This is a genomic window from Streptomyces sp. NBC_00258 (assembly GCF_036182465.1).
In the GTDB taxonomy this organism is placed as follows: domain Bacteria; phylum Actinomycetota; class Actinomycetes; order Streptomycetales; family Streptomycetaceae; genus Streptomyces.
This window is the reverse complement of the sequence record NZ_CP108081.1, coordinates 9,108,616-9,133,119: the sequence shown is the minus strand read 5'-3', so window position 1 is coordinate 9,133,119 and position 24,504 is coordinate 9,108,616. Positions and strand designations below refer to the sequence as shown.

General features: G+C 71.3%; 25 protein-coding genes. 10 read left to right on the top strand and 15 right to left on the bottom strand.

Annotation, left to right across the window (positions count from 1 at the left end; genetic code table 11):
- Positions 1-19 precede the first annotated feature (19 nt).
- Positions 20-1,648 (bottom strand): solute symporter family protein, encoded by a 1,629-nt coding sequence (locus tag OG718_RS40690; RefSeq protein WP_143637018.1) that lies wholly within the window; start codon positions 1,646-1,648, stop codon positions 20-22.
- Positions 1,645-2,001 carry a DUF485 domain-containing protein gene (locus OG718_RS40685; RefSeq protein WP_143637020.1) on the bottom strand — a complete coding sequence of 119 codons (357 nt, stop codon included), beginning with the start codon at positions 1,999-2,001 and terminating at the stop codon, positions 1,645-1,647. Before OG718_RS40685 ends, OG718_RS40690 begins: the two co-directional genes overlap by 4 nt.
- A gap of 395 nt (positions 2,002-2,396) precedes the next feature.
- On the opposite strand from OG718_RS40685, the gene OG718_RS40680 reads away from it, so the two are divergent.
- The 4 genes from OG718_RS40680 to OG718_RS40665 all read left to right on the top strand — a co-directional run bounded on the left by OG718_RS40680 (position 2,397) and on the right by OG718_RS40665 (position 8,271).
- Positions 2,397-3,923, top strand: a complete 1,527-nt coding sequence (locus tag OG718_RS40680; protein ID WP_328846553.1) for a S8 family peptidase — start codon at positions 2,397-2,399, stop codon at positions 3,921-3,923.
- A 62-nt stretch (positions 3,924-3,985) separates the two neighbouring features.
- Entirely contained in the window at positions 3,986-5,530 is a 1,545-nt protein-coding gene (locus OG718_RS40675) for a S8 family peptidase (protein WP_143637024.1), read from the top strand.
- Positions 5,531-5,676: 146 nt separating this feature from the next.
- Positions 5,677-7,128, top strand: coding sequence for a CoA transferase (locus tag OG718_RS40670; RefSeq protein ID WP_328846552.1), 1,452 nt, complete (start codon positions 5,677-5,679; stop codon positions 7,126-7,128).
- 120 nt (positions 7,129-7,248) lie between these two features.
- Positions 7,249-8,271 carry a CopD family protein gene (locus OG718_RS40665; RefSeq protein WP_443055228.1) on the top strand — a complete coding sequence of 341 codons (1,023 nt, stop codon included), beginning with the start codon at positions 7,249-7,251 and terminating at the stop codon, positions 8,269-8,271.
- A 21-nt stretch (positions 8,272-8,292) separates the two neighbouring features.
- On the opposite strand, the gene OG718_RS40660 is transcribed toward OG718_RS40665, so the two are convergent.
- From OG718_RS40660 to OG718_RS40625, 8 genes are all read right to left on the bottom strand, one after another.
- Positions 8,293-9,336, bottom strand: a complete 1,044-nt coding sequence (locus OG718_RS40660; RefSeq protein WP_328846551.1) for a zinc-dependent alcohol dehydrogenase family protein — start codon at positions 9,334-9,336, stop codon at positions 8,293-8,295.
- Positions 9,337-9,356: 20 nt separating this feature from the next.
- Positions 9,357-10,055 carry a lysoplasmalogenase gene (locus OG718_RS40655; protein WP_328846550.1) on the bottom strand — a complete coding sequence of 233 codons (699 nt, stop codon included), beginning with the start codon at positions 10,053-10,055 and terminating at the stop codon, positions 9,357-9,359.
- Positions 10,052-10,996, bottom strand: a complete 945-nt coding sequence (locus OG718_RS40650) for a sterol desaturase family protein (protein WP_328846549.1) — start codon at positions 10,994-10,996, stop codon at positions 10,052-10,054. The genes OG718_RS40655 and OG718_RS40650 overlap by 4 nt, the downstream gene beginning before the upstream one ends.
- A 124-nt stretch (positions 10,997-11,120) precedes the next feature.
- Positions 11,121-11,831, bottom strand: a complete 711-nt coding sequence (locus OG718_RS40645) for a VIT1/CCC1 transporter family protein (RefSeq protein ID WP_328846548.1) — start codon at positions 11,829-11,831, stop codon at positions 11,121-11,123.
- Positions 11,832-11,856: 25 nt separating this feature from the next.
- Positions 11,857-13,131 carry an amidohydrolase family protein gene (locus tag OG718_RS40640; RefSeq protein ID WP_443055227.1) on the bottom strand — a complete coding sequence of 425 codons (1,275 nt, stop codon included), beginning with the start codon at positions 13,129-13,131 and terminating at the stop codon, positions 11,857-11,859.
- Positions 13,128-14,414 (bottom strand): amidohydrolase family protein, encoded by a 1,287-nt coding sequence (locus OG718_RS40635; protein WP_143637039.1) that lies wholly within the window; start codon positions 14,412-14,414, stop codon positions 13,128-13,130. The genes OG718_RS40640 and OG718_RS40635 overlap by 4 nt, the downstream gene beginning before the upstream one ends.
- A gap of 28 nt (positions 14,415-14,442) precedes the next feature.
- Positions 14,443-15,327, bottom strand: coding sequence for an SDR family NAD(P)-dependent oxidoreductase (locus OG718_RS40630; RefSeq protein WP_328846547.1), 885 nt, complete (start codon positions 15,325-15,327; stop codon positions 14,443-14,445).
- Complete coding sequence (locus OG718_RS40625; RefSeq protein WP_328846546.1) at positions 15,328-16,125, bottom strand: acetoacetate decarboxylase family protein; 798 nt, start codon at positions 16,123-16,125, stop codon at positions 15,328-15,330.
- Between the two features lie 99 nt (positions 16,126-16,224).
- On the opposite strand from OG718_RS40625, the gene OG718_RS40620 reads away from it, so the two are divergent.
- From OG718_RS40620 to OG718_RS40595, 6 genes are all read left to right on the top strand, one after another.
- Positions 16,225-16,926 carry a TetR/AcrR family transcriptional regulator gene (locus OG718_RS40620; protein WP_328846545.1) on the top strand — a complete coding sequence of 234 codons (702 nt, stop codon included), beginning with the start codon at positions 16,225-16,227 and terminating at the stop codon, positions 16,924-16,926.
- A gap of 2 nt (positions 16,927-16,928) precedes the next feature.
- On the top strand, positions 16,929-17,939 hold the full coding sequence (locus OG718_RS40615; RefSeq protein WP_328846544.1) for a DEDDh family exonuclease: 1,011 nt from the start codon (positions 16,929-16,931) through the stop codon (positions 17,937-17,939).
- Between the two features lie 179 nt (positions 17,940-18,118).
- Positions 18,119-18,352, top strand: coding sequence for a hypothetical protein (locus OG718_RS40610; protein ID WP_143637050.1), 234 nt, complete (start codon positions 18,119-18,121; stop codon positions 18,350-18,352).
- Between the two features lie 77 nt (positions 18,353-18,429).
- Complete coding sequence (locus tag OG718_RS40605; RefSeq protein ID WP_186001168.1) at positions 18,430-19,221, top strand: SURF1 family cytochrome oxidase biogenesis protein; 792 nt, start codon at positions 18,430-18,432, stop codon at positions 19,219-19,221.
- Positions 19,222-19,345: 124 nt separating this feature from the next.
- The gene (locus OG718_RS40600) at positions 19,346-21,166 is read left to right on the top strand and encodes a glycoside hydrolase family 15 protein (protein WP_306940691.1); all 1,821 of its coding nucleotides are present in this window, start codon (positions 19,346-19,348) and stop codon (positions 21,164-21,166) included.
- Positions 21,167-21,171: 5 nt separating this feature from the next.
- Positions 21,172-21,927, top strand: a complete 756-nt coding sequence (locus OG718_RS40595) for an SDR family oxidoreductase (protein WP_143637059.1) — start codon at positions 21,172-21,174, stop codon at positions 21,925-21,927.
- 83 nt (positions 21,928-22,010) lie between these two features.
- On the opposite strand, the gene amaP is transcribed toward OG718_RS40595, so the two are convergent.
- The 5 genes from amaP to OG718_RS40570 form a co-directional block, all read right to left on the bottom strand.
- Entirely contained in the window at positions 22,011-22,598 is a 588-nt protein-coding gene (gene amaP, locus OG718_RS40590) for an alkaline shock response membrane anchor protein AmaP (protein ID WP_328846543.1), read from the bottom strand.
- Entirely contained in the window at positions 22,595-23,269 is a 675-nt protein-coding gene (locus tag OG718_RS40585; protein WP_143637065.1) for a DUF6286 domain-containing protein, read from the bottom strand. Before OG718_RS40585 ends, amaP begins: the two co-directional genes overlap by 4 nt.
- Positions 23,266-23,685 (bottom strand): Asp23/Gls24 family envelope stress response protein, encoded by a 420-nt coding sequence (locus OG718_RS40580; RefSeq protein ID WP_143637067.1) that lies wholly within the window; start codon positions 23,683-23,685, stop codon positions 23,266-23,268. The genes OG718_RS40585 and OG718_RS40580 overlap by 4 nt, the downstream gene beginning before the upstream one ends.
- A 5-nt stretch (positions 23,686-23,690) precedes the next feature.
- On the bottom strand, positions 23,691-23,885 hold the full coding sequence (locus OG718_RS40575; protein WP_055616254.1) for a hypothetical protein: 195 nt from the start codon (positions 23,883-23,885) through the stop codon (positions 23,691-23,693).
- A 74-nt stretch (positions 23,886-23,959) separates the two neighbouring features.
- Complete coding sequence (locus OG718_RS40570) at positions 23,960-24,451, bottom strand: Asp23/Gls24 family envelope stress response protein (protein WP_143637070.1); 492 nt, start codon at positions 24,449-24,451, stop codon at positions 23,960-23,962.
- Positions 24,452-24,504: the final 53 nt, after the last annotated feature.

Here is a 24,504-nt window from a genome sequence, read left to right as displayed (position 1 = left end):
CGGCCACTGGGCGTGACGGTCAGTGCGCTCCGGTGCCGGTGAGGGAGCGGACCTCCAGTTCGGCGTACTTGCGGACGTCCGGCTCCTCCTTGGACAGGATCGTGCCGAGCCAGCCGAGCAGGAAGCCGGCGGGGATGGAGATGATGCCCGGGTTCTCCAGCGGGAACCAGTGGAAGTCGACGTCCGGGAACATCGAGGTGGCCTTGCCCGAGACGACGGGCGAGAACAGCACCAGGCCGACCGCCGTGGTGAGGCCTCCGTAGATCGACCACAGCGCGCCCTGGGTGGTGAACTTCTTCCAGAAGAGGCTGTAGAGGATCGTCGGCAGGTTGGCGGAGGCCGCGACCGCGAAGGCGAGGGCGACCAGACCGGCGACGTTGAGGTCACGGGCCAGGGCGCCGAGGCCGATGGAGACGACGCCGATACCGATGGTCGCGTACCGGGCGGCGTTGATCTCCTCCTTCTCGGTGGCCTTGCCCTTCCTGATGACGTTCGCGTAGATGTCGTGGGCGAACGACGAGGACGAGGCCAGGGTCAGACCGGCGACCACCGCGAGGATCGTGGCGAAGGCCACCGCGGAGATCGTGGCGAGCAGGATCGCGCCCCAGGCCGAGTCGACGCCGCCCAGATGGAGCGCGAGCAGTGGCGCGGCCGTGTTGCCGGCGGGGTTGGACTCGACGATCTCTTCCTTCGAGATGAGGGCCGCCGCGCCGAAACCGAGCGCGATGGTCATCAGGTAGAAGCCGCCGATGATGCCGATCGCCCAGTTCACGGACTTACGCGCGGCCTTGGCGTTGGGCACCGTGTAGAAGCGGATCAGGATGTGCGGCAGGCCCGCGGTGCCCAGCACCAGGGCGATGCCCAGCGAGATGAAGTCGATGCTGGACGTGGTCGTGAGGCCGTACTTCAGGCCCGGCTCCAGGAAGGCCGCGCCCCCGCCGCTGTTCTCGGCCGCCTTGCCGAGCAGTTCGGAGACGTTGAAGTCGAACTTGAGCAGCACCAGGAAGGTGATGAGCAGGGTGCCGCTGATGAGCAGCACGGCCTTGACCATCTGGACCCAGGTGGTGCCCTTCATGCCGCCGATGGTGACGTACACGATCATCAGGACGCCGACCAGGGCGACGATGCCGACCTTGCCGGCGTCGCTGGTGATACCGAGCAGCAGCGAGACCAGGACGCCCGCGCCCGCCATCTGCGCCAGCAGGTAGAAGATCGAGACGACGATCGTGGAGGTGCCGGCCGCCGTACGCACCGGGCGCTGACGCATGCGGTACGCGAGGACGTCGCCCATCGTGTACCGGCCGGAGTTGCGCAGTGGCTCGGCGACCAGGAGCAGGGCCACCAGCCAGGCGACCAGGAAGCCGATGGAGTACAGGAAGCCGTCGTACCCGAAGAGGGCGATGGCGCCCGCGATGCCGAGGAACGAGGCGGCGGACATGTAGTCGCCGGAGACCGCGAGGCCGTTCTGGAAGGCGCTGAACTGACGGCCGCCCGCGTAGAAGTCGGCGGCGTCCTTGGTCTGCCGGCCGGCCCAGACGGTGATGACGAGGGTGGCGACTACGAAGACCGCGAACAGGGAGATGATCAGCGGCCGGTGCTCGCTGGCCTCCCCCGCCGCGAGTTGGACCTGAGTGATCGCGGGGCTCATGCGCCGCCCTCCATCCGGGACTTGATCGCCTCGGCCTTGGGGTCGAGCTTGCTGGAGGAGTGCCGCTCGTACCACCAGGCGATGAGGAACGTGGTGAGGAACTGGGCGAGGCCCAGGACAAAGGCGACGTTGAAGTTGCCGAACAGCTTGGTGCCCATGAAGTCGTCCGCGTAGATCGACAGCAGGACGTACAGCAGGTACCAGCTGATGAAGCCGATGGTCAGCGGGAAGGCGAAGGAGCGGTGGGCGCGGCGCAGTTCACCGAACTCAGCGCTCTCCTGAACCTCGACCCACTCCTCGCTGGTCGGGAAGTGAGGTTCAGCTTTCGAGGGGGGCGGTGTGTCGGTAGCCACGGAGTCTCCTCGCGTTGCGGGTGCGGTTGCGACATTGGACGGGGGTCTCTGGGGATCGGGGGACGGGCGGGGTACGGGCATGGCTGATTTCTGACCTCACGGTGATGTGGATCACGTGGGCCGGGTGGCGATGTTAGGTGCCCGGGGCGTGATCCGACAGGGGGCTCGACGGTGCTCGTGCTCCCTGCTCAACGTCACGGAGCCGCACGAGGAGCGGTTCAACTCGCGGCACTTCTTTCGGAAGTCGGGGCCGACGTTTCGGAAGACATCCCCGTAAGTCATTGCTGGCCAGGGACGACGGGAGATAGCTTCGGGCCTGCACCACCCCGTCATGTACCTGCCCGGGCACCACCTGTGTTCGGGCTGGTTCCGTTTCCGGATGATGTGGAGATCCCATGGCTCATCTGCGTTCCAGACGCCGTCTCGCCCTCGCCGTGCCCGTTGTTCTGTCGCTCACCGCCTCGCTCGGCTTCATTCCGGGCGTCGCCACGGCGGCCGCCCCGCAGTCCGCGCCCGCCGTCACGGCGGCGGACGGCCCGAATCTCGCTTACGTGGTCAACACGAAGACCGACCACCGCACGATCGCGTCGGTGAAGAAGGCGATAGCCAAGGCCGGCGGCACGGTCGTCACCACCTACAGCAAGATCGGCGTCATAGTCGTCCACTCCGCCAACCCGGAGTTCGGCCCGCAGATACGCACCGCGCGCGGGGTGCAGTCCGCCGGTGCCACGCGCACGACGCCGCTGACCGCGGCGGGGACGACGGACGAGGGCGCCGCCGACTACCTGTCGGCCGCCGAGGCCGCCAAGGTGAAGGCCGCGGCCACCCCGAAGAGCGAGCCCCTCGAGGCCGACCAGTGGGACCTGCGCGCGATAGGCGCCGACAAGGCCGCCAAAATCAACCCGGGCAGCAAGAAGGTCACGGTCGCCGTGATCGACACGGGTGTCGACGACACCCACCCGGACCTGGCCCCGAACTTCTCCGCCAAGCAGTCCGCGAACTGCGTGGGCGGCGTGGCCGACACGAGCGAGGGCGCCTGGCGTCCGTACACCGCCGAGGACTACCACGGCACGCATGTCGCCGGTGAGATCGCGGCCGCCCGCAACGACATCGGTGTGGCCGGTGTCGCGCCCGGCGTGAAGGTCTCCGGCATCAAGGTCAGCGACCCGGACAACGGACTCTTCTACCCGGAGAGCGTCGTCTGCGCCTTCGTGTTCGCCGCCGACCACGGCGTGGAGATCACGAACAACAGCTACTACGTGGACCCGTGGCTCTACAACTGCATGGACGACCCCGACCAGAAGGCGATCGTCGACGCGGTCAACCGGGCCCAGCAGTACGCCACGAAGAAGGGCACCCTGCACCTCGCGTCGGCCGGCAACTCCAACCACGACCTGGACTCGGACGCGATCGTCGACGACTCGAGCCCCGACGACTCGACCCCGGTCACCCGCACGATCGACCCGCACGAGTGCTTCGACGTACCGACGCAACTCCCGGGCATCGTCACGGTGAGCGCGACGGGCGTGCAGAACCTCAAGTCGTACTACTCCACGTACGGCAAGGGCGTCATCGACATCGCCGCTCCCGGTGGTGACCGGCTGTACCAGATCCCGGACACCCCGTCGAAGAACGGCCGCATCCTCTCCACGATGCCGAACAACCAGTACGGCTTCCTGCAGGGCACTTCGATGGCCTCGCCGCACGCCGCGGGTGTCGCCGCGCTGCTGAAGTCCGAGCACCCGTGGGCGAGCCCCGCCCAGCTGCAGGCGCTGCTGAAGGCCCAGGCGGACAACCCGGGCTGCCCGGACTCGTACGACCAGGACGGCAACGGCACGCAGGACGCCAACTGTGAGGGCGGCAAGCGTGTCAACGGCTTCTACGGCTTCGGCATCGTGAACGCGCTGAAGGCGGTCAAGTAGCCCGCTTCCGCCGGGACTTCCCGCACGGCCCGCACGTATTCGCGAAACGAACTGGAGACAGCATGACAGCGCCTCAGACGCGCTCCCGCCGCGTCATAGCCATCCCGCTGGGAATGGCCCTGGCGACGGCTCTCGCCTTCCTGCCGAACGTCAGCGCCTCGGCGGCCCCGGCGGCCGACAAGGCCGATGCCGCCGACGTGGCGGCGAAGATCTCGGCGGAGGCCACTCCGCTGAGCTACGTCGTCAACGTCCGCGCCGGGCACGGTCCTTCCTCGCAGGTGAAGAAGGCCATCGCCCGGGCCGGCGGCACGATCGTGACGTCGTACGACAAGATCGGCGTGATCGTCGTCCACTCGTCGAACGCCGACTTCGCCAAGACGATCCGCAAGGTGCGCGGGGTGGAATCGGCGGGCTCGACGCGCACGGCGCCGCTGCCCGCGCAGTCCACGACCGACGTCGGCACCCCCAAGGTGCTCAGCTCGGAGCAGGTCGCGGACGTCGAGGCGGCGGCCGGGCAGGACCCGCTGGAGCCGCTGCAGTGGGATCTGCCCGCCATCAAGGCGGACAAGGCGCACGAGAAGACGCTCGGCAGCAAGAAGGTCACCGTCGCCGTGATCGACACCGGCGTCGACGACACGCACCCCGACATCGCGCCGAACTTCGACCGCGACGCGTCGGTCAACTGCGTGTCGGGCAAGCCGGACACGACCGACGGGGCCTGGCGGCCGAGCGCCGCCGAGAGCCCGCACGGCACGCATGTCGCGGGCGAGATCGCGGCCGCCAAGAACGGCGTCGGTGTCACGGGTGTCGCGCCGGGCGTGAAGGTGTCCGGCATCAAGGTCTCCACGACCGCCGGCTTCTTCTACACGGAGGCCGTCGTCTGCGGCTTCATGTGGGCGGCCACGCACGGTGTGGACGTCACGAACAACAGCTATTACACCGACCCGTGGTACTTCAACTGCAAGAACGACCCGGACCAGAAGGCGCTCGTCGAGGCCCTCGGCCGGGCGACGAAGTACGCGGAGAAGAAGGGCACGGTCAACGTCGCGGCGGCGGGCAACGAGAACTACGACCTCTCCGCGGACGAGATCACCGACCCGGTCTCGCCGAACGACTCGACTCCTTCGGAGCGTGTCATCGATCCGTCGGAATGCCTTGACATCCCGACCCAGTTGCCGGGCGTCGTCACGGTCGCGTCCACCGGCGCCAAGGGCATCAAGTCGTCCTTCTCCAACCACGGCCTGGGCGTCATCGACATCGCGGCCCCCGGCGGCGACTCGACGCGCTTCCAGACCCCGGCCCCGCCGGCCACCAGCGGCCTGATCCTCGGCCCGCTGCCCGGCGGCAGCTGGGGCTACATGGCCGGTACGTCGATGGCGTCCCCGCACGTCGCGGGCGTCGCCGCGCTCATCAAGTCGACGCACCCGCACGCCTCGGCGGCCAAGGTGAAGGCCCTCCTGTACGCGGAGGCCGACGCCACGCCGTGCACCAAGCCGTACGACATCGACGGCGACGGCAAGGTCGACGCGGTCTGCGAGGGGCCGAAGAACTACAACGGCTTCTACGGCTGGGGCACCGCCGACGCGCTGGACGCGGTGACGAAGTAACGCATCCTTGAAGGGGGTTGAGCTCCCGTCAGGAAGTCGAGCCGGGTGGCCCACGGGCCGCCCGGCTCTCGCGCGTCCGGGGCCACCGCGCCCCATGCCGGACACCGCGTCCCATGTTGATCGCGTACACCCTGCATAGTGCCCGTATGACGCGTTCGGATGCACCGACCACGGAGTTCGCGTGGACCGCGCTGGGTGGGGACCTGGGGCTGGTCCCACGGTTGTCGACCGTCGTACGGTCCGGCGCACTGGAAGCACGGCTGCCCGTACGGGAGTTGGCGCGGGCCTGTGTGGGAGCGTGCGCGCTGGCCGCCGCCGAGCTGGGCGCGAGGCGGGCGGGGCTCTCCGACGTGCCCGAGGTGCGCGTCGACGACGGGGCCGTCGCCACGGCGTTCGTGAGCGAGCGGCACCTCCTCGTCGACGGGCGGGCGCCGGTCACCTTCGCGCCCCTGTCGCGGTTCTGGCGGACGGCGGACGGGTGGGTGCGCACGCACGCGAACTATCCGCATCACCGCGCGCGGCTGCTGGGCGCCCTGGGGCTGCCGGACGACGCCTCGGTGGAGGCCGTGGCCGGGTGCCTGGCGGAGCGGCCGTCCGTGGAGGTGGAGAGCGCGGTGTACGCGGCCGGGGGCCTCGCCGTCGCGCTGCGCAGACCGGAGGAATGGGCACGGCACGAGCAGGGGACGGCGGTCGCCGGGCAGCCGCTCGTCGAGCGCGGAACGCTGGGCTCCGCCGCCTCGCGGAGCCTCCCGCCGCTCGCCGGTGACCCGCTGTCGCCCGCCGCAGGGCTGCGCGTACTCGACCTCACCCGTGTCATCGCCGGGCCCGTCGCGACGCGAACCCTCGCACTGCTCGGCGCGGACGTCCTGCGCGTCGACCCGCCGGGGCTGCCCGAACTCGCCGACCAGCACACGGACACCGGCTTCGGAAAGCGGTCCGCCACGCTGGATCTGACGGCCGGCCGCCACGACCGGCAGGTCTTCGAGGAGCTGCTCGCCTCGGCGGACGTGGTCGTGACCGGCTACCGCCCTGGCGCCCTGGACCGGTTCGGGCTCTCCGCGGAGGCACTGGCCGAGCGGCGGCCCGGGACCGTGGTGGGGCAGCTGTCGGCGTGGGGAGCGTACGGGCCGTGGGGCGGGCGGCGGGGGTTCGACAGCCTGGTGCAGGTGGCCACCGGCATCGCCGCCATTGAGGGATCCGGGGAGAAGCCGGGCGCGCTGCCCGCGCAGGCTCTCGACCACGGCACGGGGTATCTGCTGGCGGCCGGGGTGCTGCGCGCGGTCACGGAGGGGCTGGACGAGGGCGGGACACGGTTCGTGCGGCCGGCGTTGGCGCGTACGGCGGCCTGGCTGACGGCCGGGGACGGGGCAGGGCGGGCTGGGGCGCCGGCGGAGGCCTCCGGCCCGCGTGAGGGCTCGTACGGCGATTCCGGCTCGGCCGAGGGCTCGTACGGCGACCCGGCGCCCTGGCTCGCGGAGGCGGACAGTGCGCTGGGACGGCTGCGGTACGCCCTGCCGCCGGTCTCCTTCGCGGGCGGGCCGGGCGACTGGTCGCGGCCGCCCGGCCCCTGGGGTGCGGATTCGCCGCGCTGGGGCTGAGTCGGGAGGGCGGCCGGGCGCGTATGGATGGGCGGAATGTCGTGTGCGTGAGCGGAATACCGTTCCGTCAGTTGTTTGCCAGGACTTGCCCGGACCTGGACGACTGGTGAAGATCTTGAGGTGAGTTCGATAAGACCGACTGCCGACGCGGGTGGCGAGGCGGGCGCGCCCCGGGTGAGCGCGGCCGTCGTGCGGCGTTCCGTCGCCGTCCTCGCCCTGGTGGCCCTGGCCGCGCTGATCCCGTTCCTCGGACCGCCCACCGCACTGCGCGGCACGGGAGAGGCCGCCGCTCCCGGCGTGCGCGGGATCGCGCTGCTGCGGACGGTCCTGTTCGCCGCGGTGTGCGTCTCGGCGGGTGAGCTGTTCGTCGCGCGGCTGGCCCGCAGGGTGCCGGGCGCGCCGCTCCAGGACGCGCCCCGCAGCTGGGCCCCGGCCGCGGCCGCCGCCGGTTTCGTCGCCGCGCTCGGTCTCGCCTCGGTGGTGGCCACCGGCAACCTGGTGCCGCGCAGCCTCTCCGACATGGACATCGGCGGTCTCTACCAGACCCGGGACGGCGCGCTCGCGCTGCTGGAGGTCAACGCGTTCGTCGTGATGGGTCTGTGCGCCCTGTCGAGCCGCCCGGGCAACCAGGTGTGGCCGCTGGCCGCGGTGGCCGTCGCGGAGGCGCTGCGCGCCCACCCCACCACGGAGCAGAGTCCGCTGATCGGCTCCGGTCTGACACTCGTCCATGTGACGTGCGCGGCCCTGTGGGCGGGCGGGCTGTTGTACGTCCTGCGCACGCTCCACCGGTGGCGGAACACGGCCTCCGGTGAGGGCGTCGCGTTGTTGGGCCTCTACGCGCGCGTGGCGGCCGTTCTGCTCGCCGCGATCACCGCGACGGGCGTGGGCAGCACCTTGCGCCGGATGCCGCCCGGCACGGTCCTCGATCAGCTGACGACGACGGCGTACGGGCGCATCCTGCTCGCCAAGGTGCTCCTCGTGGCCGCCGTCGCCGCCCTCGCCCTGTGGGCCCGCCACCGGCTGCACCGGGCGGCCGACCCGCTCACCGCTTACTCCCCCGCGCGCGCCGAGGTCGTGGTCCTGGGCGTGGTGGTCGCGGTCTCGGCGGTGCTCACGGCGGTGCCGGTGCCGATCCGCTGGTGACCCTTTCCGCGGGCCGACGGGTCAGTTGGCGACCATGACCTTCAGCGCGGTGCGCTCGTCCATCGCCTTGTAGCCGTCCGGCACACCTTCCAGACCGACGGTCAGGTCGAAGACGGGCGACGGGTCGATGCTCCCGTCGAGGACGTCGGGCAGCAGCTCCGGGATGTACGCGCGGACGGGTGCGACCCCGCCGCGCAAGGCGATGTTCCGGTCGAACATGACGCTCAGGTCGAGGCCGGTTCCGCTGCCGTGCGGAACACCGACGAAGCCGATCGCACCGCCGTCACGGGTGATGTTCACGGCCGTCCGCATGGACTGCTCCGTGCCGACGGCCTCGACGACGGCGTGCGCGCCCCGGCCGCGGGTGAGTTCGCGTACCGCCTCGACGGCCGCGTCCCCGCGCTCGGCGACGACGTCGGTGGCTCCGAAACGGCGTGCGATGTCCGTACGGGCCTCGTGGCGGCCCAGCGCGATGATCCGGTCGGCGCCGAGCCGCTTGGCCGCCAGCACGGCGCACAGGCCGACTGCTCCGTCGCCCACGACGGCGACCGTGGCCCCCGCGCGGGCGCCCGCGCCGAGTGCCGCGTGGTGACCGGTCCCCATGACGTCGGAGAGCGTCAGGAGGGCGGCCAGCAGACGGTCGTCGGAGGCGGCCTCGGCGGGCAGCGCGACGAGCGTGCCGTCGGCGAACGGGACGCGCACGGCCTCGCCCTGCCCTCCGTCCGACCCGGCCGAGCCCCAGAACCCGCCGTGCTCGCAGGACGTGGTGAGCCCTTCGCGGCAGTAGTCGCACACCCCGTCGGACCACATGAAGGGCGCGACGACGAGGTCACCGCGCCTGACTCCGGACACCTCCGCACCGGTCTCCTCGACAATCCCGAGGAACTCGTGCCCGATCCGCTGACCCGCCTGCCGCGCCGACTCGCCCCGGTACGCCCACAGGTCGCTGCCGCAGATGCAGGAGCGCAGTACGCGGACCACGGCGTCGCCCGGATTCCGCACCACCGGGTCGGGCACGTCCTCCACACGCATGTCGAACGGGGCGTGGATGGTGGTGGCGCGCATGGCTGGATCCTGCTTCCTGCTCAGGTGGTGAGAGTGCGCCTCTCACGGTACGTCGCCGAGGGTGCGGGCTGCGCGCCGACGGCCCCCAGCACTCCTCTGGCCAGCAGATACTGCGCCGCGATGTACGTGATCATGATCCAGAAGTCGGGCCGTGGGAGCTGTGGCCAGTCGGCGACACCGGTCGCGATGAGGGTGTCCGAAAGCATGAACAGCGCACCACCGACGCCTGCGAGAAGCCCTAGCCGCGCGGCCCCGAACGCCATAGCGGTGAGCAGCAGGCTGTAGCCGGCGACGGGGACGCGGAGGTCCGCCGGGAGCCCCGGCCAGAGGAGGGCGACGGTGGTGACGAGGGCGAGGGCGTACGCGGCCGCCGTCAGCCAGGTGACACGCGCGCGTGGAGGCTGTTTCCCGCCGAGTGCGGTGGTCTGCCTGAAGAGCAGCAGATAGCAGACATGGCCCGCCGCGAAGGACGCCATCCCGGCGAGGAAGGCCGGCTCGGCGTCGAACAGGAGCAGGACGTCTCCGCCCCACCCGAAGAGCAGCGCGGCGACGAGGAGCTGGGGCCCGCCGCACACGCGCGCGTAGAGGGCGAGCAGGGGCATCAGGAGGGGCTTGGCCACCGTGTGGCCGGTCTCGTACCCGGCGGCCAGGGAGACGAGATCCACGACCGCCACCAGGCCGAGGGTCACGAGCAGCACGCGCGCGTGGCGCGCGGTCACTTGGCGGGCTCCGGCTCCGGGACGGGCTTCTCCGGGGACGTGAGGGGCGCCTCCTGGGGCGAGACGGCTTTCTCCGAAGAGGCGGCCCGCTCCGCGGCGGAGGCGGGCGACGGCACCGGCTGCCAGCCCGGCCCCCGGAACATCCGCCCGGCCCGCTCCCGCCAACTCCCGGCGGCCCGCAGGTCCCTGGCGATGGCGGCGTACTCGTGGGTGGCGACCCGGATCGGGTTGTACGTGTCGATGTTCTTGGTCAGCCCGTACACCGGCCGGTCGGTCTCCGGGACGAACGACCCGAAGAGCCGGTCCCAGACGATCAGGATCCCGCCGAAGTTCCGGTCCAGATAGCCGCCCTGGGACGCGTGGTGGACGCGGTGGTGCGAGGGCGTGTTGAAGACGAACTCGAAGGCCCGGGGCAGCTTGTCGATGCGCTCGGTGTGGATCCAGAACTGGTACACGAGGTTCACCGACGAGCAGAACGCGAGGGCGGCCGGATGGACGCCGAGCGCGATGAGCGGGACGTAGAACGGCCACACGGTCCACGTCGTCCAGGGCTGGCGCAGCGCGGTGGTGAGGTTGAACTTCTGGCTGGAGTGGTGCACGACGTGACAGGCCCAGAGGATCCGGATCACGTGGTGCCCGCGGTGCGACCAGTAGTAGAAGAAGTCCTGCGCCAGCAACATCAGTGGCACGGTCCACCACAGGACGGGCACTCGCAGTGGTGTCAGCTCATATATCGCCGTGTAGATGGCGACGATCGGGATCTTCCACAGAAGGTCGAAGGCCAGACTCCCCAGACCCATGCCGACACTCGTGGCGGCGTCCTTCGTCTCGTACCCGGCGGCATCGTCGTCCGGATGGATCCGGACACTCACCACCTCGATCACGGTGAGCAGCACAAACGCGGGTATCGACCACAGCACGACATCGGGCAGGTTCGGCATGCAAGCACCGTAGAACCGCTGGTGGACCGCGGCTAGACGTTGTTACCCACAAGTATTACCGGGGGTATGCGCTTGCTTCTTGGCGATCTCCGCCAAGGAGCCGTGCGGCTCGGGGCCGTGCCCGTCACACGCCGGCCGCCCCCAGCAACGCCCCGGCCCCATAGGTGACCGCCATGGCCAGCGCCCCGCCCGCCACGTTCCGCAGCACCGCCCGGCCCGGGGCCGCGGCACCCAGGCGGGCGCTGGTCCAGCCGGTCAGGACGAGGGCGGCGAGCACCGAGAGCACGGTGACCGCCAGGCGCCAGGCGGCGGGAGGCAGCACCATCGCCAGCAGCGGGAGCAGCGCCCCGGCGGTGAAGGCCAGGAAGCTCGCCCAGGCCGCGTGCCACGGGTTCGCCAGTTCGTCCGGGTCGATGCCCAGCTCCACGCGCGCGTGGGCCCTCAGGGCGTCCCGTTCCGTGAGCTGCTGCGCCGCCTCCCGGGCCACGTCCCGCGAGAGTCCCCGCTCCTCCAGCAGTTCCGTGAGTTCCTCCAGCTCGGCCTCCGGCTGGTCCCGCAACTCCCGCTTCTCCGCGGCCAGGGCGGCCATCTCCGAGTCCCGCTGGGTGGAGACGGAGACGTACTCCCCCGCGGCCATCGACATGGAACCGGCGAGCAGACCCGCGAGCCCTGCCGTCAGCAGGGCCGAGCGGTCGTCCGTCGCGCCGGCCACGCCGACGACGAGGCCCGCGGTGGACACGATGCCGTCGTTGGCACCGAGAACGGCCGCTCGCAGCCAGTTCAGCCGCTCACCCAGCGCCCCGCCGTGGGCCTCGTCATGCGTCGGTTCCGTCACATGCGGGAGCATCGCACCCGGGACGTCACCAGACCCGTACCGACCCTCCCCGCGCGAAGACCGGACTCGTCGCGTCCGCCGGTGGCTCCCCCAGCGGTTCGGCGATCTCCTCCGCCGTCGGGCCGGCCTTCGCCGCGATGGCATCGAGGAGGTCGAGGTCGAAGCCGTACACGCGGGCCGCGTTGCCGCCGACCATCGCCGCGACCTCCTCGCGCGTAAGGCCCGCGTACGCGATCCGCAGACCCTCGCGGGAGTACGGGTACGTGCCCTCGTCGTGCGGGTAGTCGCTGCCCCACATGATCTTGTCGAGGCCGATGCGGCCGCGGAGCGGCACCTCGTGCGGGCGCATGAAGCTGGCGCCGACGAAGCAGTTGTCCCGCCAGACCTCCGAAGGGCCCTTGCCCATCGAAGCGGCGAGCCCGGCACCGAACTTGGACTCGGCCGTGGACGCCTTCGTCGCCGCCGCGACCAGCCGCCCGTGGTAGTAGTCCAGCATGTCGAGCACCCCGGGTATCCAGCCCGAACCCTGCTCGGTCAGCACCAGTTTCAGGCCGGGGTGGCGGCGGAAGGCGCCGCCGAAGATCAGGTGCCAGAGCGCGCGGTGCGAGAACCACGTCGTCTCCACCATGAAGACGGCCCGGGCGGCCGGCTCGTCGCCGAGCGGCGGGGAGGCCGAGCCCGCGTGGTGGTTCACGGGCACACCCAGTTCCTCGCAGACCGTCCAGATCGGGTCGTACGCCGACGAGTACAGCTCGGGCAGCCCGCTGCCCGGTGGCGTGCCGGGCAGCAGCAGGCCGCCCCGCAGCCCCGCGCCGACCGCCCACCTGATCTCCTTCACGGCCTCGTCGACGTCGTTCAGGAGGATCTGGAAGACGCCCGCCCGCCGGCCCGGGGCGGCCGCGCAGAAGTCCGCCAGCCAGCGGTTGTGGGCCCGCAGCCCCGCCCAGCGCCGCTCGAACTCCTCGGCCGTCGGCGCGGGCGCCATCAGGGACCCCGAGGGGAAGAACGGCGGGATGGTGTTCGGGAAGACGACCTCGGCGACGATCCCGTCCTGCTCCAGCTCCGCGAGCCGCCGCTCCGAGTTCCAGTTCTTGTCGGCCGTGTCCGCCATCAGGTCCTCGTACGGATTGACGTACGAGGCCGCCCAGTCGTCGAACTCCTCGTGGAACCGACTCGCCAAGTACGGCTTGTAGTCGAGGAGATCGGCTCCCGCGTGGCAGTCGGCCGAGATGACGGTGTAGCGGTCGTCACCTACGGGGTTCTCGCCCACGGCGTTCTTGTTCTCATGGTCGTCGCTCACGGGGTCACCCCCAGGACCGGGAAGTCGTGGTCCGTCAGCCAGTGCCGGCCCACCTCGCGGGAGCGCGCCCAGGACGCCTCGACGGCCGACTGGTCCTCGGACTGGCCGAGTTCGGCCGGGGTCGGGCCGATGCGCCGCGCGAGCGGGGCCAGTTTCCCGGTGTCGAAGCCGAAGACCTCCGCCGCCGCCAGGCCCAGCATGCGGCGCGTCTCCGCCACCGGGATGTCGTGGAACGTGCGCGACAGCCACGCGCGCGTGTCGGGCCATGTCCCCTCGGGGTGCGGGAAGTCGCTGCCCCACAGGATGTTGTCGACGCCGATCTCGTACCGCTGGGCGAGTTCGCGCCGCTTGGTGTTGGTCGCGCAGATGAAGACCTGGCGGTCCAGGTACTCGTGCGGCGGACGCGTCAGCTCCGCGAAGGGGGACAGCTTCTTGCCGCCGTGCGCGCCCAGGTACAGGCGGTCCATGAACCACAGGAGGTTCGGCAGCCACCAGCAACCCGACTCCGCCACACCGAACCTGAGCCCCGGGTGGCGCTCGAAGACACCCGACCAGAGCAGGAACCACAGCGGCCTGGCCGGCCACCAGGTCACCTCGCTCACATAGATCCCGAGGTGGTCGCCGTACTCGTGGCGGGGCGCCGCCCCGGAGTGCGTCAGCACGGGCATGGCGCACTCCGCCGCCGCGGCCCACACCGGGTCGTAACGGCGGTCGTGGTACGGCTCCTTGTCGACCCACATGGAGGGGATCATCAGGGCGCCGAGGCCCGACTCCTTGGCGCGGTACACCTCGGCGACGACCCGCTCGGTGGGGGCCGTGACGGGCAACAGGGCGACTCCGCAGTGCCGTTCGGGGTTCTCGCCCACGAAGTCGGCCAGCCAGCGGTTGTGCGCCTGCGCGCCCGCCATGCCCAACTCCGGGTCCTGGTCGCCGGAGAGGCCGAGGCCCACACCGAATGGCGCGGCCGTCTGGCTGTCGACCGCGTCGGCGTCGGGGAAGACGACCTCGGCCGCCACTCCGTCGCCGTCCAGCTCCTTGAGCCGCTGCGCGGAGTCCCAACCGCCGCGCAGGCCCTCCTCGTTGTCCTGGAACCACTTGCTCGCGAACGCCTCGTTGCGGATACCGAGCCGCGTCATCTCCTCGCGGCGGCGGTCGCGGCCCGCGAGGAACTCGTCGAAGTCCCGGTGGAAACGGGCGTCCAGATAGGGCCGGTACTCCTCGGTGGGCAGCCCGGCGTGGCAGTCGGAGGAGATGATCAGATAGGGCTCTGTCGTAGAGGCCATTTGGCGGCTCCTCGGTCCGGTCCGGACCTCAGTCCAGAATGAAGTTCTCCAGGTACGCCGGATCGGCGCGGTCGAGCATCGACCGCGAGCGCGCCCGGATCTGCGCGTCGCTGTGCTCGCTGTCGGGCAGCAGCCAGAAGCGGTCCGCCCGGATGCCGTCCGCCACGAAGTCGGCGACCTCCTCGACCGGCGTGAACCGCACGTCCTTCCCCGCCTCCTTCATCGCTGCCTCCCACTGGTCGAGGCTGCGGTACGGGGTCTTGCGGGGCTTCTGCTTCGCGTACCGGTCGGGCCGGTTGCGGTGCGACTCCCACAGGCCCGTACGGAGCATGTGGGGCCCCGGGAAGAGCACGGAGGCCCCCACGCGCGCGTGCTCGGCCCTCAGGTGCGCGTACAGCGACTCGGTCATCGTCACGACGGCCGCCTTGGTGACGGCGTACACGGAGGCGGTGGGCAGGGGCGCGATGCCGCCGTCGCCTGACGAGGTGTTGACGATGTGGCCGGGTTCACCGCCTGCCAGCATCCGCGGTACGAAGGCCTGGACGCCGTGGAAGACGCCCCAGACGTTGACCGCGAACGCCCACTTCCAGTCGTTCGGGTCGTGCTCCCACATGCGGCCCTCGGCGCCCGAGCCGACACCGGCGTTGTTGCACAGGACGTGCACGGCACCGAACCTCTCGTACGCCTCCTCGGCGAGCGCGAAGACCTCCTCCCGCTCCCCGACGTCGACCACGCGCGCGTGCACCACGGCCCCGTCCTCGCGCAGTCCCGCGGCGGCCTTCTCCAGGGCGCCCTCCTCGACGTCGGCGAGGACGACCTTCAGCCCCTCCGCCGCGAACCGCCGTCCCATGGCAAGACCGATGCCGCTCGCGGCTCCGGTGACGACGGCGACCTGTCCCGCCCTCAGTTCCATTCAGGTGCTCCCCTCGGGCGGCCCGTCGAGAATCTGCTGCGGGTCGTCGTAGCGCTGGTGGATGTACGGCAACAGGGCCTGCCCGCTGACCCGTTCGGCGACCCTGCCCTTCTGGTCCGTCGTCTTCTCGCCGAGGGTGATCCCGACCAGTTCCCGTACGGGCAGGTCGGCGACCGGGTCGTACATGGACTCCCGGAGGACCACGTCACCGGTGATCCGCTCCAGCTTGCGCACCTTCTCGTTGCGCACGCAGTGCACGAGTACGGGGTCGGCGTCGAAGCCCGAACCGTCCACCGCGGGAAGGAACTTGAAGTAGAAGTCGGTCTTCTGCGTCGGCTCCGGCAGGGGCAGCGCCCCACTGACCGCGCCGCGCACCTCCACGAACTCGATGCCGTGCCGGGCGAGGGCGGCACGTACGACGAGACCGTCGCGCTCGACCGTCACCTCGCCGAGCTTCTTGGGCTCCCCGAAGACCTCGCGGCCGCCGATGAGAGCCCGCTCGTGGGTCATCGGCATGACGAGCGGATACCAGCCCTCGACCCCGTCGTGCGCGGCGGCGACCGCGAACGAGCCTGCGCCCAGGGGGTATCCGGGCAGGTCGACCTTGCTGATGTTCACCCGGACCAGCGGCCGCCCGGTGGGTTTGAGCGGCGGTGGCAGGACCGCCGCGACCGCGTCCGGGTCGCTCTCCCAGACGGCCACCACACCGGTGGACCAGATGTCGGGGAGCCGGGAGCTCGCGGTGCGCGCGGCGCCGATCTCCGCCTCGGTCCGCGCGCCGTACCGTACGCGTGCCATGTCGTACCGCCCTTCTCTGATGGGCCGTCACCTGTAACACAGTTACAGCAGACCTCGCGAAGGGTAAATACTCGTGCGCCACAGGGACTTGGGGGCGTCATGGCAAGACCGGCACTGACCCGCGAGGAAGTCCTGGCCGCCGCCGCGGACCTGGTGAGGCAGCACGGCCCCCAGACGCTGACGATGCGGAAGCTCGCCGCCGAGCTGGGCACGGCGGTGACGTCGATCTACTGGCACGTCGGCAACCGCGAGTCGCTGCTCGACGCGCTCGTCGAGCGCACCGTCGCCGAGCTGGGCGAGATCCGGCCCGTCGGGCGCACCCCGGCCGGACGCATCGTGTCCGTGGCGCGCGCCCTGCGCCGACGGCTGCGCGACCATCCGCACCTCGTCGCGATGGTGCACGAACGCGGCCTGACGGAACGGATGTTCCTGCCCGCGCAGCAGGCCCTGGTGCACGAGGTGCACGCGGCGGGACTGCGCGGGGCCCGTGCCGCCGATGTCGTACGGGCCGTGCAGTTCCAGGTCGTCGGGCACCTGCTGGTCGAGCGCAACCGTGAGCGCGCCCCGGCGCAGCACCCCGGTGAGGAGGAGCTGTGGGGGGCGCGTACGGCAGAGGAGGACCCGGCGCTCGCCCGCACCCTCGCGCGGGCCATCGACACGGAGAGGCTGTTCGTCCTCTCCGTGAAAGCGCTGGTGGCCGGGCTGTTGGCAGGGGTTCGTGACGGGGAGTCGGACTCCGGATCCGGCCCGGGCCCGGACTCCGGGGACAGGACTGTCAGTCGCGCCCCTTATCCTCAGTGACCATGCTCGAAGACCATCAGACCGCACCGTCCACCACCCCGTGGCCGGCCGCGTATCCGCAGGGATACGCGGTCGTCGACGTGGAGACCACAGGACTGGCCCGGGACGACCGCATAGTGTCGGCCGCGGTCTACCGGCTGGACGCGCGCGGCGAGGTCGAGGACCACTGGTACACGATGGTCAACCCGGAGCGGGACCCGGGGCCGGTGTGGATCCACGGTCTGACGAGCGACGTGCTCGAAGGGGCACCCCTGTTCCCGGAGATCGCCGAGGAGTTCGCGTCCCGGCTCGACGGCCGCGTCCTCGTCGCGCACAACGCGGTGTTCGACTGGTCGATGATCGCGCGGGAGTACGCGCGCGCGGAGCGCGAGGCGCCGGTCCGTCAGCGGCTGTGCACCATCGCGCTGTCCAAGGAGCTGGGCCTGCCGCTGGCCAACCACAAGCTGGAGTCCCTCGCGGCGCACTTCGGCGTCGTGCAGCAGCGCGCGCACCACGCGCTGGACGACGCGCGCGTGCTGGCCGAGGCGTTCCGGCCGAGCCTGCAGGCCGCCGCGCGCGAGGGCGTACGGCTGCCGCTGCTCGAATGCCGGCCGCTGACGGAGTGGACGGACCGGGCGACGCCGCGGATCGGCCGGCAGTCCGGGGGCCAGTCCCCCGGCGGCTACTCGTCCGGGGGCTACGTGTCCGGGAGTTGGCGCCCCTCGCGCAAGAGGCCCGCCTGCCCGTATCCCAACCCGGGGCGGTACGAACCGGGCAAGCAGCTCAAGCAGGGCATGCGCATCGCGTTCTCCGGGGACACCTCGGTCGAGCGCGACCTCCTGGAGGACCGCGCCGTCGAGGCCGGGCTGCATGTCGCGACGAGCCTGTCCCGGCTCACCAGCCTCCTCGTGACGAACGACCCGGACTCCGGTACGTCCAAGGTGGTCAAGGCCCGCCAGTTCGGCACCCCGGTCGTCGACGAGGCCGCGTTCGGCCAGCTGCTGCGGGACGTGGAGCCGGCGTCGAAGGCGTAGCGGAGGACCCTGGGCCGTATCGCGGAACGCGGGTCGTCCGGGGCGCGAGGGGCGAGCACGGGGCATCCGGGCATCGGGTCCTCCGGGTGACCGCGGACATCCGGTCGTACGGGTGATTGGGGAGCGACTCGCCCGCCGACCGCTCGCCCGTACCGCCCCGGCGGCCCACCCTGTGGCGCATGGCACGTTGTGAGGTCTGCGGAAACGACTACGGCATGACGTTCGAGGTGCACGCGCAGGGCGCGGTGCACGTCTTCGACTGCTTCTCCTGCGCCATCCACCGCATGGCGCCCATCTGCGAGCACTGTCGCGTCCAGATCATCGGCCAGGGTGTCGAGGTCGAGGGCCACTGGTACTGCGGGGCCCACTGCGCCCGCGCGGAGGGGAGGGTGGGGATCATCGACAAGGTCTGAACCGCCCCGTCCGAACCACACGCCTCCAAGCCACCCCTCCCGCTCGACACCCCATGACCGAGTTGTACGGTCGTGGGGTGTACCGCTTCCTGTTGTCCCGGCAGTGGGTGATCCTCACCCTCATCATGCTCGCGCTCATCCCGACGATGATCGAGCTGGGCTTCTGGCAGCTGCACCGGCACGAGCACAAGGTCGCGCTGAACAAGGTGATCTCCGACTCGCTGTCCGCGAAGCCGGTCCCCGCCGAGTCGCTCACCGCGCCGGGCAAGGCGATCGAGCGCGACGACCTGTACCGCCGGGTGACCGCGAAGGGCACCTTCGACACCGCGGACGAGGTCGTCGTCCGCCGCCGCACCAACTCCGACGAAGAGGTCGGCTACCACGTGCTGACCCCGTTCGTCCTGGACGACGGCAAGGTCCTCGTGGTCAACCGCGGCTGGATCCCCGCGGACGGCGCGCAGACCCAGTTCCCGAAGGTCCCCGCGCCCGCGAAGGGCGAGACGACCGTCACGGGCCGGCTGATGGCCGACGAGACGACCGCCGACAGCGGCATCAAGGACGTCCGCGGCCTCCCCGACCGCATGGTCATGCTGATCAACAGCGAGCAGCAGGCGAAGGCGCTCGGCAAGCAGGTCCTCGGCGGTTACATCGAGCTGACCGCGCCGGAGCCGAAGAACGACACCCCCGAACTGATCTCGGAGCCCGACCACAGCGGCATCGGCCCCCACATGGCGTACGCCGTCCAGTGGTGGCTCTTCGCCGCGGGCGTCCCCGTCGGCTGGGTGATCCTGGTCCGCCGCGAACGCCGCGACCTGGCAGAGGCGGCCGCAGCGGAATCCGCCCCGAAGGCGGAACCGGCCACGGTCTGAGCGAGAGGCGGGGGCCGGGCCCCGCCCCGTCATGGGCGCGGGGAACTGCGCGACCAGCCACAACGGACCCGCACCCCTCAAACGGCCTGGATTGATCGCCACAATCGCCGGGAACCCGGCAGACGTGCACCCATCCATCGAGGACTACGCCCTCATCGGCGACCACCAGACCGCCGCCCTCGTCGGGCGGGACGGGTCGATCGACTGGCTCTGCCTGCCGCGGTTCGACTCGGCGGCCTGTTTCGCGAAACTGCTCGGGGACGAGGAGAACGGCCACTGGCGGATCGCGCCGAAAGGAGCGGACGTCTGCACCCGGCGGGCCTACCGCACCGACTCCCTCGTGCTCGACACCGAGTGGGAGACCGAGGACGGCACGGTACGCGTCACCGACCTGATGCCACAGCGCGACCGCGCCCCCGACGTCGTACGGATCGTCGAAGGCCTCAAGGGCCGGGTCACCGTGCGCAGCACCCTGCGGCTGCGCTTCGACTACGGCTCGATCGTGCCGTGGATGCGCAAGTCCGACGGCCATCGGGTGGCCGTCGCGGGCCCGGACTCGGTGTGGCTGCGCAGCGAGCCCGAGGTGCGCACCTGGGGCAAGGATTTCGGTACGCACTCGGAGTTCGAGGTCGCCGAGGGCGAGCGGGTCGCCTTCGTACTGACCTGGCACCCCTCGCACCAACCGCGCCCCGCGCGCGTCGACCCGTACGAGGCGCTGTCCGCGAGCCTCTCCGACTGGCAGGCGTGGGCGGCCCGCTGCCGCTACGACGGACCGCACCGGGACGCCGTCGTCCGCTCCCTGATCACCCTCAAGGCCCTCACGTACGCGCCGAGCGGCGGTATCGTCGCGGCGCCCACGACGTCGCTCCCCGAGGAGATCGGCGGCGTACGCAACTGGGACTACCGCTACTGCTGGCTCCGCGACTCCACACTCACCCTGGGCGCGCTGCTCGCGTGCGGCTACCAGGAGGAGGCTGCGGCGTGGCGCGACTGGCTGCTGCGCGCGGTCGCGGGTGACCCGGCGGAGCTGCAGATCATGTACGGCCTGGCGGGCGAGCGGCGGATCCCCGAGTTCGAGCTGGCGTGGCTGCCCGGTTTCCGCGACTCGGCGCCGGTCCGGATCGGCAACCACGCCGTACGGCAGTCGCAGCTCGACGTGTACGGCGAGGTGATCGACTCGCTCACCCTCGCGCAGCACGCTGGTCTGCCCGCCAAGCCGCACGTGTGGCGGCTGCGCCAGGCGCTGATGGACTTCCTGTGGTCGGCGTGGCGTGAGCCGGACGAGGGGCTGTGGGAGGTCCGGGGTCCGCGCCGCCACTTCGTGCACTCGAAGGTGATGGCGTGGGTGGCCGCCGACCGTACGGTCCGCACGCTGGAGGAGAACCCGGATCTGAGCGGCGACGTGGACCGCTGGCGTGCGATGCGCGACGAGGTGCACCGCGAGGTGTGCGAGCGCGGCTACGACCCGGAGCGCAATACGTTCACACAGTCGTACGGCTCCCGTGAACTGGACGCCGCGCTGCTGCTGATCCCCCGCCTCGGCTTCCTGCCGCCGGACGATCCTCGGGTGGTCGGCACGGTCGACGCGGTCCGGGCGGAACTCACGCGCGACGGCCTGGTGCGCCGGTACGACTCGGACCCGACGGCCATCGACGGACTGCCGGGCAACGAGGGCTCGTTCATCGTCTGCTCGTTCTGGCTCGCGGACGCGCTGCACCTGACGGGCCGTACGAAGGAGGCCCTCGACCTGTTCGAGCGGCTCGTCGCGCTCCGCAACGACGTGGGGCTGCTGGCCGAGGAGTACGACCCCGTGGCCGGCCACCAGCTCGGCAACTTCCCACAGGCGTTCAGCCACATCGGCCTGGTGGGCACCGCCCTCGCCCTGTTCGACGGGGAAGGGGGCCGGGGAGGGGCTGGAGGGTCCGATGAGGAGGGGGCAGGATAGGGCCCATGGATCTTGGACTGAAGGACCGCGTCTACGTCGTTACCGGAGCAACGCGCGGCCTGGGCCACGCCTCCGCGCGTGAGCTCGTCGGCGACGGCGCGAAGGTGATCATCACGGGGCGCGACGAGAAGACGGTGGCCGAGGCCGCGACGGCCCTCGGCCCGAACGCGCACGGCGTGGCCGTGGACAACTCCGACCCGAGTGCCCCGCAGAGCCTGATCGCGGCCGCGCGCGAGCGCTTCGGCGGTTTCGACGGCATCCTGATCAGCGTCGGCGGCCCGCCGCCCGGGTTCGTCGCCGACAACACGGACGAGCAGTGGCAGTCGGCGTTCGAGTCGGTCTTCCTGGGCGCGGTCCGGCTGGCCCGTGCGGCCGCCGCGGAGCTCGGCGAGGGCGGGGTCATCGGCTTCGTGCTCTCCGGTTCGGTGCACGAGCCGATCCCGGGTCTGACCATCTCCAACGGTCTGCGTCCCGGTCTCGCGGGGTTCGCCAAGTCGCTCTCCGACGAGCTCGGGCCGCGGGGGATCCGGGTGGTCGGGGTGCTGCCAGCACGGATCGACACGGATCGCGTGCGCGAGCTGGACGGGTACGCGCCGGATCCGGAGGCCGCGCGGGCCGCCAATGAGGCGCGGATTCCGCTCCGTCGGTACGGGACGCCGGAGGAGTTCGGCCGTACGGCCGCGTTCCTGTTGTCTCCGGCCGCTTCTTATCTGACGGGGATCATGGTGCCTGTGGATGGTGGGGCTCGGCACGGGTTCTGAACGGTGGGGTTGTTGTGTGGCTGCGGGTGCGTGGGGGCTTGTCGCGCGGTTCCCCGCGCCCCTGAAAGATCCAGGGGCGCGGGCTAGTTGACCCGTTCCGCGCCGTGCTTGACCCCCCGTAGGCGTACTTCCGCCGGGAGGGACGCGAGGCCCGCCGAGTCCCTTGCGTGGGCCAGGGCCTCCGTGGTCAGGCGGTGGAGGGCGTCGCCGGGGTCGGCGTGGGGTTCCAGGAGGAGTTGGACGCGCGCCTCGGGGACGTTGCGGCGCCCGGTGAGTGACGCCTGGGCCCGCTCGACCCCGTCCAGCGCTCCCGCCTCACCGGCCAGTACGCCCTCCAGGGCCCGGCCCCTCAGCAGCGCGCCCTCGCCGTCGCCGGTGTCGACGAGCACCTCGGCGAGCCGACGCCGGCGCAGTACGGCCGTGAGCCACCACAGGGCGAGCAGCACGGCCACGGCGAGTACGGCGATGACGGTGGGCCACCACCAGCCGTCGTCCCGCCATCGCGCCCGGTCCGCGTCGCTCAGCAGCACGTCGTGCCGTCCGTCGTGGATCCACCACGAGGGCGGGTTCGCCCCGAGGCCGACGACCAGCACGGAGCCGCCGAACACGACGAGGAGCAGGCCCGCGAGGCCCAGCAGCACCCGGTTCACGATCCTCAGCATCCGGCTCATCCCTTCCGGCCCGGCCGCGCGACATGCACCGACAGCGCGGGACGCCGGGCGAGCCCGAGTCCCCTTATGCCGTCGGCGAGCGTGGCGTCCAGATCGGCGCGTACGTCGTCGAGTTCACGGAAGTGCGACACCGCGCGGACGTCGACCTTCCTGCGCCCCACCCGGACCCGCACCGACCGCACGCCGGACACCTCCATGGCCCGGTCGCGCAGCACCATGGCGGCCGCGCCCCGGTGGAGACCGGCCCGTACGTCGGCGTGGGCGCGGCGCATCGGCAGGACGTCCCGCAGGCCCGGCGTCGCGGCGAGCACGAGCAGCCAGACGCCGAGGGCCGTCGCGACCCCCGCGCCGACGAGAACCCAGGTGTCGTCGAGGGGCCGCTCGGCCAGTTCGTGGGCAAGGGACCTGCGCCAGTGCATGGCGGGCCGGTCGGCGCGGACCGCGACGACGTCGTACAGCAGGAGGCCCGCGCCCGCCGCGACCAGCAGCGCGAGGATGCCCGCGGGGATGCGACGGGCCGACCAGAAGCGGCCTTCCGCGTCGTCGGCCTCTTCGAGGACGGGCAGCGGTTTGTAGTCCGCCGCGGAGGCGGACTGGCCGAGTTCGCTCTCGACCGCCTTCTCGATGACGGGCAGGTGCTGGGTGCTCTCGGAGCCGTGGGACTCGCTCATTGCGTCCTCCCCTGTGCCGCGCCGCGCGTCTGCGCCGAGTGCAGCCGCTCCACCTGGACGGCGACCTCGGGCACTTCCATTCCCGCCAACGCCTCTACCCGCTGAACGACTTGGTGACGCACGGCAGCGCACTGGCCACCGATGTCGGAGGGGTAGTCGAGTTCGAGGCTGACCCTGACGCGGGCGACCTCGTGGTGGACGATCACGTTGGCGTGCGGGGGCGCGGCGCCGGTCGGCAGCACGTCCAGGGCCTCACGCGCCGCGTGTGCGGCGATCTTCGCCACGACCCGGTCGGCGATCCTCAGCGCGCCTCGGTCGGCCGCCGCGACAGTCCGGCCGGGGCTGCCCGGTCTGACGACCGCACGGGACCCGGCGGACTCACCGGCCTCCCCGGCCGCGGTGGACTCACCGGACACGCGCGTCACCGTCGCCGGTCGTCGCGGGTGCCGCGGGTGCGGAAGAAGTCACCGGGGTCCAGATCCCCTTCGAGGAACCGGCCCACGACGAAGCCGATGGCGCCCAGCGCCGCCACCAGGAGGAAGGCACCGAACCCGCCGAAGTACCCGGCGAAGCCCAGCGCCATTCCGGCGATCATGCCGATCACGGCCAAGCTCATGGTGCACTCCTCAGCAGGTCACTGGCGGACAAGGGCAGGTCACCGGCGAGCACCGGCGGATCGCCGGTGCGGCGTCACTGGAGCCTGGTCTCCGGTTCCTCGTCCTCTTCCTCCGGCAGTTTGACGTCGCTGACCGCGATGTTGACCTCGACGACCTCAAGGCCCGTCATGCGCTCGACAGCCGCGATGACGTTCTCCCGTACGTCACGGGCGACGTCGGCGATGGACACGCCGTAGTCGACGACGATCTCCAGGTCGAGCGCGGTCTGCACCTCGCCGACCTCGGCCTTCACGCCGCGTGTGGCGGACTTCGAACCGCCGCCGGGGACCCGGTCGCGCACCGCGCCGAAGGTCCGTGAGATACCGCTGCCCATCGCGTGCACGCCGAGGACGTCGCGGGCGGCAAGCCCGGCGATCTTCTCGACCACGCCGTCGGCGATGGTGGTACGCCCTCGGGCGGCCGGGTCCCCGCCGCCACGCTTGGTCACGCTGGTCTTCCGGAGCTGCTGGTCCGGCTGCTCGACCTCGGGGGTCTCCGGCCGGTTCCGCTGAGTCGTGTCGCTCATCGCCGTACATCCCTTTCGGTTGCCCTCTTCCCACATTAAGTGGGGTTGCCCGG